Here is a 7,803-nt window from a genome sequence, read left to right on the forward strand (position 1 = left end):
ATTCATTCGGTGGCTGGTTTGTTGAAAAATCGGGGTACATTGGTGCGCGATCGCCCTTATCGAAGTCCCCATCATTCAGCTTCTGGTCCTTCTTTGGTGGGTGGTGGTAGTACACCTCGTCCTGGTGAAATTTCCCTATCACATCATGGGATTCTTTTTTTGGACGAACTGACTGAGTTTAAGCGGGATGTTTTGGAGTTTTTGCGGCAACCTTTGGAAGATGGGTATGTGACGATATCGCGAACTAAGCAATCTGTGACTTTTCCGGCACAATTTACCTTGGTTGCCAGTACAAATCCTTGTCCTTGCGGTTATTATGGCGATACAATCCAGGCTTGTAGTTGTTCCCCAAGGCAACGGGAGCAATATTGGGCGAAGCTTTCGGGTCCGTTAATGGATAGAATTGATTTGCAAGTGGCTGTAAATCGGTTGAAACCGGAGGAAATTACCCAGCAAGCAAAGGGAGAAGCTTCGGTAGATGTGCGAGAACGGGTAATTAAAGCACGGGAAATGGCTGCAAAAAGGTTTGAAAGGGAAAAAAATGTCAGTTGTAATGCTCAAATGCAAAGTCGTCATTTGAGTGTGTGGTGTAAGTTGGATGATACCAGTAAGAAGTTATTGGAAACTGCCATTAATAAATTAGGTTTATCCGCAAGAGCGAGCGATCGCATTCTCAAGGTTGCCCGAACAATTGCAGATTTGGCTGGGGATGAGGATTTAAAACCGCATCACGTTGCGGAGGCAATTCAATATCGCACTATCGATCGAATGCAATAAGAAAATGCCGTAGGGGCGGGGTTTTCCCGCCCTTGTGCAATGATACAATTGGTAATTATAGATTTGGGATATTTTATTTTCTGGAAATCCCTAAATAGATAGTTTACCTAGCGAGCATTAATCGCGGCTATTCAAGGCAATCAACAAGCGAAGGATAAAAATAAATAGGTTGATGTAAGTTAAATACATCGATAATGCTGCACTTAAATATTGTTCATCCCGGTAAGCACGGGGCAAGATAAAAAAGTCAACAACAGCAGAACCAACAAATAATAATACCCCAATACCGGAGACGGCAATTTCTAACCAGCTAGGGGTATAAACTCCAAACAATCTAAACATTACCTGTGCCAAAATGACTACGAATAAAGCCATTATCCCCAAACCGATGGTTTTAGTTAATGCCATACCATCAGATTCGGATAAATTGGAACCAACTTTGCTGGCTCCAATGAAAGTAATACCACATCCCAAAGCTGCAAATCCAATTCCAGCGATTCCTACACCTTTTGTACCTAAAGCAACTGCAACAATACCACTGAGTGTATATCCTGATAATAAACTGTAGGCTGCTAGTAAAGGTAGTGCAACTTTATTGTTAGCCTTTTCCGCAACATTTTGAGCAACGAAAAACAGGATTAATTCAACAACGAATGCAGCAATAAAAGTGGGAAGAAATATCTCCGGATTATTGGCACGAACAAATAAACCTCCGTATGTTCCGATCGCAGTTAAAACTAAGCCACCTCCAACGTAGGGAAGAGCATTAGCAATGACGTTAGAACCTATTAGAGTTTGATTTTTTGCCTGGTTAATTGCTTGACGGAAGTTACTGGTATTGCTCATGTTTGGAATTTGTTTTGTGAAGTTGTTTTGTGAAGTTATTTAGGTCAGTTGGTTTACCAAGCTGACGCTTTTAAAAGATAGATTTTGCTTATTTCTATTTTTACCTAAATTTCTGATTATTTGGGATTTGCTCATCACCAGATTTCAATCTGGACTACAGAATTGAGAATTTGAATTTATTTTCCAAAAAGTCGATCGATATCCCGTGCTGCCGAACCTCCATGACGGGAATTGATACGGAGGGATGCTTTATCTTGGGAAATATCGTAGTTGAGAGGTTGGGATTTGCTAATTCTGCTTTCCCCTTCTGGAACTAAAGTTTGGGGTGGATATTTGACAAGCAATGCAATGATTGCTTCCATACGTTTAACTATGGGGGTATTGGCAGAATTTTCTGGGGAGTTGGAAATGCGATCGAGGGTTTCTATCGCTCGCAAACAACCTTCCGGTTCAAATCCCGCTCGAACTGATGCCATGTAACCAAGTTCGTCAGCTTTTAGTTGTTGTTGTTGGTACTGTGCAAAAAGATTCTGTTCCAGTTCCTTGGTTCTTTTTTCCACCAGTGTATTAACTTTTCTCTCGGCTTTTTCCATGCGATCGCGTTTATTGTTACCAAAAATGCCACCAATGAGGTTTCCTGCCCATCCCGGTAAAAATGTTTCTGCGACAATTCCCCCAACCGTATTAATGATTCCCCGATTCCTTTGACTTCCTTCGTTTCCCAAAATTTCTTTTTCGGTTGCAGTTCTAATTTTTGCGATCGCTTCGGCTTTTTGAACTTCGCTAATGACGGTATGACGGTTGATATGATGTGCCATTTCCCTGGATACGCTACAAGCTAAAGCTGAAGTATCTCCTCCGAGTTGTTCTAAAAAACCGTTGTATATGGCGATAGAATTATTTTCGCTGGCGAAGGCATTGGGATTATAACTAGATGTAATTACTACTTTCCACGGACGACCATCGTAGTTATTTCCACGGGCAATGCGATCGATTATTCTATATAAGGTATAAAGGTCTGCGGGTAGCTCTGCCTGAGCGCGCTCAAAGGTGGATGTTTTGGCTGGTTCTGTATTTGACACTGGTTCGGTGGCAATACTAATTGCCGATGGAAATGTCAATAAACAGGAAGAAAAAACACAGATGCATTTTTGTGTGATATTCAACATAGAGTATTAAATCATACTAGTATCTCACCATATTTTATACTGAAGTAATTGTAAAGGCTTGGCAATATCTGCGAAACCTGGAAAATTTTGACGTTACTGAAAATCCAAAATCTAAAATCCAAAATCAATTTGATGCGCTTCAAACACTTTAGGAACCTCCAAGCGATCGCACATTCGATGATTTTCTAGTGCAAACTCACGGAAAAATTGAATGCGATCGCGTAATTGTGATTGGTCATGACAATAACGTTATTCCAAGTCGGCTTGTGCTAACATTGCCAGCATATCGCAGTGAATAATTTGACTGGTTTTAATTACTGACTTTTCCGGGTTTGGTTTATCCCAAAACCACAAATGTAAACTACCATAAGCATGGGTACAGCAAGGAGGGGTGTGTCTTCCTTCTATCACTTGTATTCTTAAATGTCCAACTTATTCTAACTTTTCCTATTGAAACTTCAACTAATTAACTTTCTATGATTATACTGTTGTTTTCAACTTCTTAATTCGACCAGTTTGTTGACTTTTTACTCGACTTGTCAACTGCAATTCATGCACAATTGGCAAGCGTTCTTGTTGATATTCTACCAATGCTTCTTGGATTGTTGCCGCAGACTTTAAATATTTCGATAACAACACTGCATCTTGAAGTCCACTACTCATCCCTTGAGCGCGAGCCGGACTTTTCGCATGTGCCGCATCCCCCAAAAGTATGATATTTTCTGATACTATTTGTGGTAATGGGTCAATATCATAGGAATATCGAGTAACTATATTTTCTGGTGGAGTAATTTCAATTGTTCGACGCATTGCTTCCGGAAGCTTTTGTAACTCTTCTTGCGGAATTTCACAGTTTTTTGGTACTAATATTCCCTTCTCATCTTCCGGTTGTTCATACTCAATAAAAAAGCCCCAATGCAAGCGTCCATTCCCGATATCAAAAGCATTTGCATAGACACCACCAGCGCGAATGTACACAATAAAAGAATGATCCGGACAAACATCTGTACTAGGTAAAATACCTCTCCAAACAATATCACCTAAATAAGATGGTTTGATTCCGGGTACAACAAAATTCCTTACTTGAGAATTTAACCCATCTGCACCTATTAATAAATCCCCTTCCCATTGCGTTCCATTGCGAAACTTGGCTATAACGCGATCGTCTTTGGACTCAATCGAGTCTAAATAACGATCGAAATGTAAACATTTAGCAGGAACACGACGGAGTAAAGCTTGGGTAATGTATTCTCGATGAATTGTCAGACTAGGAAAACCATATTTTATCTCTGTATCTTCAGCCGAATCTGAGCTAACTAAGTTACCCAACAAATTGCGAAATTCGTAAGTATGAACTTTTACCCCAGCTTGAATAACTTCATCGCACAATTCCCGACTGTGGAATGATAGCGCTTCCAATCCATTCGGTATCAACAAAATCCCGCAACCTTCAACCCTTGCTTGAGGTGCCCGTTCAAACAACGAAACCTCAAAACCCGCATTTTCCAAAAGAATTGTTAGATATAACCCAGTTGTACCAGCACCAACAATCCCTATTTTTTTCGGTGTTGAAACCATAATTACCCCTAATTTAGAACGTATGTACATCTTCTCGATCACAAGATAGATGTACTTACAGTTCCAAGTTAATATATTCCATAACTTTTTGCTACAAAAACTTGACAAAAGTGTATTTAAAGTAATTTATATTTGTGAATTACACTCGATTAACTACATTCAATTACAGTATGTGCAATAACCAGAACTTAATGCCAAAAGGGATATATACTAAAAACGGGTTACAACTATACTTTTAGATTGCGTAAAAACCTTAAAGATGCTTCCTTCGTCAGCATGACAAAAGTTCAGTTTTCACCCGTGGGCAGTATAGCACAATTAAAACATTACTTTTGAACCTTTATTTCATCGATCGCAGTAACCAGCTTATAAATTCCGTCTTCGTAAACCTGTGTCGTTCGCACTCTATGATTAGTATCGACCACCGCAATTAACTCGTTATAGTAAGTTTTGCAGCCATTTACAGTTCGACTGCCCCGATAAACAATCAAATCATCAGTCACAGCCCAAGCAATTCCCGAAAAACCCGATGCTTTTTCTCCTCCCAAAGTATACACCTCATCTGTGAGTGGAAAAACCAGCTTACCTTCGCGGAAACAACCAAAGTATTTAGCTGTTACTTCCCTTGGGGTATTAATGCGGACTGTATTCGTTTGCACATATTGCTCCCCATCAACCTCAATTTCCACACGAACTAAATGTTCATCTATCAACTCCCCCGCAGTGTTCACCCGTTTTGCAGTACCTTCCCAAATCCCGCAGTGATGTAAAAAAGCAAGTGGCACACCAAATTCGTTGTAATGTGTTGTCGGAATTACTAATTCTCCAGCTGCATTTGTCGGAAAAGGGAGAGTAATTTTTTTTTGAGTTTCAGTCATTTGAGAATCTCCAAAATTTTTCCAAACGTATATTTTTTCCGAACTTCTTCAGGAAATCAATACCCATATACTAATCTTAAATAAAAGGGGTTAGGTTCTATCAAACTCATGTGATGGAAGTTCGCGATCGCAAGAAAATCAAAAAAGAAGCAATATTTAAGAAGTCGGGTTCCTCCCCCCACGAAAAAAACCCAACTCAGCACGACAAACCCAGTAACCCGACTTCTAACCCCACGCAAAAACCCCAAGAAACCCCAAACAAAAAAGCGCCCCTCAAATGAGAGACGCTTTTTTAGATTCTATTTAAATCAATCGTTGAGACTTAAATCTTAACCGTTGATTGCAGGAGCGGATATTGCAACAGGTGCAGCTTCGCCAGCAGCCAAGTCAAGAGGGAAGTTGTGAGCATTACGCTCGTGCATTACTTCCATACCCAAGTTAGCGCGGTTGATTACGTCTGCCCAAGTAGCGATAACGCGACCTTGAGTGTCAATTACCGATTGGTTGAAGTTGAAACCGTTCAAGTTGAAAGCCATTGTGCTGACACCCAAAGCGGTAAACCAGATTCCAACTACGGGCCAAGCAGCGAGGAAGAAGTGCAAGCTGCGGCTGTTGTTGAAGGAAGCGTATTGGAATATCAAACGACCGAAGTAGCCGTGTGCTGCAACGATGTTGTAGGTTTCTTCTTCTTGACCGAATTTGTAACCGTAGTTTTGGCTTTCGGTTTCGGTTGTTTCACGTACCAAGGAAGATGTTACCAAGCTTCCGTGCATTGCTGAGAACAATGAACCACCGAATACACCTGCTACACCTAATTGGTGGAAAGGATGCATCAAGATGTTGTGTTCTGCTTGGAATACCAACATGAAGTTGAAGGTTCCGGAGATACCCAAAGGCATACCATCGGAGAATGAACCTTGACCAATTGGGTAAACCAAGAATACTGCGGTTGCTGCTGCAACTGGTGCTGAGTAAGCTACGCAAATCCAAGGACGCATACCTAAGCGGTAAGAAAGTTCCCACTCACGACCCATGTAGCAGAAAATGCCGATGAGGAAGTGGAATACTACCAATTGGTAAGGACCACCGTTGTACAACCACTCATCAAGAGAAGCTGCTTCCCAGATTGGGTAGAAGTGAAGACCAATGGCGTTGGATGAAGGTACAACTGCACCGGAGATGATGTTGTTTCCGAACATCAAAGAACCTGCTACTGGTTCGCGGATACCGTCGATGTCTACTGGAGGCGCGGCGATAAAAGCGATAATGAAGCAAGCGGTTGCTGCTAGAAGGGTTGGGATCATAAGTACACCAAACCAGCCGATGTAGATACGATTTTCTGTGCTAGCTATCCAGCTACAGAATTTTTCCCATACGTTGGCGCTTTCGCGTCTTTGTAAGGTTGCGGTCATGTTTTTATGATTGCGGTAATTTGGGTATATATTCAGACGGTTTCCCGGCTGTTATGACTAACATAAGCTATTTTACAAAATGTTACAAGCTTTCTCAGTTTTGTGCTTCTTATACAGGTGATGAGTTTTACTTATGACAATTCAAGGAATAATTTTTAGTTTGTTATGGCAAATTCATCTTATAAAATCAAAACAACTATCTTTTAATAACTTCCTTTTTTTAGATACAGCTTGCAAGGCTGTTCCCTCGGCTGCATCAACCAAAGCACGGGCAACTCTGTCTGCGTATGGACGAGAAAATGACCAAATAAGTGGTGACAACCAACCTTTGAGGGTGACAGAATAGGATAGATATGTGCCGCAAACCGTCGATTCTACTTTGTAAATGATCCGCTCTTCTACGCCAGGAATTGCTAATATACGAATGCTCAATAATTCCCTGGGATTAACCCGCTCAACAAATATCCGAATCGGAATTGGTGACAGACGTGTTACTGCTTTATATATCAATCCTGGTTTGGGTACTAAGCCGTAGGGAACATTTGTACTTTTTAATAATGGATGCCAAGAAACATCCGCAATATCAACTACTTTTTGCCAAAGTTCATCTACTGAGGCTGAACTAATTTCTCGATAGGTTCGCACTAGAGAAAGGCAAACACGTCGGCTTTTACGCTGAATGAATTTAGACAACCAATTATGCATTTTCTCAAACCCCCTCACTACACACTTTCGGTTACTTTGGCTTAGTCCGCAATTATGGTGAGTTGATTTATCTTCAGAATCACCTTATTTCTCGCCAACTAATTATGTATCAAAACCTTGGCTCAAAACTTTGGATCAAAATTTTGGATCAAAAATCTTTTGTTTAGAAACTGTACTCTCGTTTTCAGGAATCCTAAAGTTACGTCGCTGTCTTGTAAATTACGTCCTTCAAACCGGGAGCATCTTCCCCCTTTGGTTGGAGATGTCAATTAGCCTTTGGGATGAATTGTTTGTAATGTTTATTATTGCTGTCTAAAAATCATAGTTAACTATATCGTCAACTTAGTATTAAAATTTATTAAGCAATACTTCGATTTATATTTTTATATATACTTTTTTATCTATAGCGCTTCTCGTTTGGATGAAATACAATCCAGG

At 40.5% G+C, this 7,803-nt stretch carries 9 protein-coding genes; 2 read left to right on the forward strand and 7 right to left on the reverse strand.

Annotated elements, in window-relative coordinates; all coding sequences use genetic code 11:
- On the forward strand, window positions 1–777 hold a 777-nt coding region (locus CK510_RS22565; protein WP_143289386.1), incomplete at its 5' end, for a YifB family Mg chelatase-like AAA ATPase.
- Window positions 778–894: 117 nt separating this feature from the next.
- Here CK510_RS22565 and CK510_RS22570 read toward each other — a convergent pair.
- The 5 genes from CK510_RS22570 to CK510_RS22590 form a co-directional block, all read right to left on the reverse strand.
- Window positions 895–1,623, reverse strand: coding sequence for a Bax inhibitor-1/YccA family protein (locus CK510_RS22570; protein ID WP_095723826.1), 729 nt, complete (start codon window positions 1,621–1,623; stop codon window positions 895–897).
- A 176-nt stretch (window positions 1,624–1,799) separates the two neighbouring features.
- Window positions 1,800–2,792, reverse strand: coding sequence for a M48 family metalloprotease (locus tag CK510_RS22575; protein ID WP_095723827.1), 993 nt, complete (start codon window positions 2,790–2,792; stop codon window positions 1,800–1,802).
- A gap of 249 nt (window positions 2,793–3,041) precedes the next feature.
- Entirely contained in the window at window positions 3,042–3,203 is a 162-nt protein-coding gene (locus tag CK510_RS33615; RefSeq protein WP_245912319.1) for a hypothetical protein, read from the reverse strand.
- Between the two features lie 69 nt (window positions 3,204–3,272).
- Entirely contained in the window at window positions 3,273–4,370 is a 1,098-nt protein-coding gene (locus tag CK510_RS22585) for an FAD-dependent monooxygenase (protein ID WP_095723828.1), read from the reverse strand.
- 326 nt (window positions 4,371–4,696) lie between these two features.
- Complete coding sequence (locus tag CK510_RS22590; RefSeq protein ID WP_095723829.1) at window positions 4,697–5,248, reverse strand: hypothetical protein; 552 nt, start codon at window positions 5,246–5,248, stop codon at window positions 4,697–4,699.
- A gap of 113 nt (window positions 5,249–5,361) precedes the next feature.
- On the opposite strand from CK510_RS22590, the gene CK510_RS31980 reads away from it, so the two are divergent.
- Window positions 5,362–5,529: a hypothetical protein gene (locus CK510_RS31980; protein ID WP_158224951.1), complete on the forward strand. Its 168-nt coding sequence runs from the start codon at window positions 5,362–5,364 to the stop codon at window positions 5,527–5,529.
- A 48-nt stretch (window positions 5,530–5,577) separates the two neighbouring features.
- Here the strand turns inward: CK510_RS31980 and psbA are convergent, their stop codons facing one another.
- Window positions 5,578–6,660, reverse strand: coding sequence for a photosystem II reaction center subunit D1 (gene psbA / locus CK510_RS22595; RefSeq protein WP_095723830.1), 1,083 nt, complete (start codon window positions 6,658–6,660; stop codon window positions 5,578–5,580).
- Between the two features lie 174 nt (window positions 6,661–6,834).
- Complete coding sequence (locus CK510_RS22600; RefSeq protein WP_095723831.1) at window positions 6,835–7,365, reverse strand: SRPBCC family protein; 531 nt, start codon at window positions 7,363–7,365, stop codon at window positions 6,835–6,837.
- Window positions 7,366–7,803: the final 438 nt, after the last annotated feature.

The sequence above is a fragment of the Brunnivagina elsteri CCALA 953 genome (assembly GCF_002289455.1).
Taxonomy (GTDB): domain Bacteria; phylum Cyanobacteriota; class Cyanobacteriia; order Cyanobacteriales; family Nostocaceae; genus Brunnivagina; species Brunnivagina elsteri.

What these genes read in the sequence shown, in the direction of transcription:
- CK510_RS22570 (WP_095723826.1), bottom strand. Translation starts at nt 1,623, where the DNA reads ATGAGCAATACCAGTAACTTCCGTCAAGCAATTAACCAGGCAAAAAAT.
- CK510_RS22575 (WP_095723827.1), bottom strand. Translation starts at nt 2,792, where the DNA reads ATGTTGAATATCACACAAAAATGCATCTGTGTTTTTTCTTCCTGTTTA.
- CK510_RS22585 (WP_095723828.1), bottom strand. Translation starts at nt 4,370, where the DNA reads ATGGTTTCAACACCGAAAAAAATAGGGATTGTTGGTGCTGGTACAACT.
- CK510_RS22590 (WP_095723829.1), bottom strand. Translation starts at nt 5,248, where the DNA reads ATGACTGAAACTCAAAAAAAAATTACTCTCCCTTTTCCGACAAATGCA.
- CK510_RS31980 (WP_158224951.1), top strand. Translation starts at nt 5,362, where the DNA reads ATGGAAGTTCGCGATCGCAAGAAAATCAAAAAAGAAGCAATATTTAAG.
- psbA (WP_095723830.1), bottom strand. Translation starts at nt 6,660, where the DNA reads ATGACCGCAACCTTACAAAGACGCGAAAGCGCCAACGTATGGGAAAAA.
- CK510_RS22600 (WP_095723831.1), bottom strand. Translation starts at nt 7,365, where the DNA reads ATGCATAATTGGTTGTCTAAATTCATTCAGCGTAAAAGCCGACGTGTT.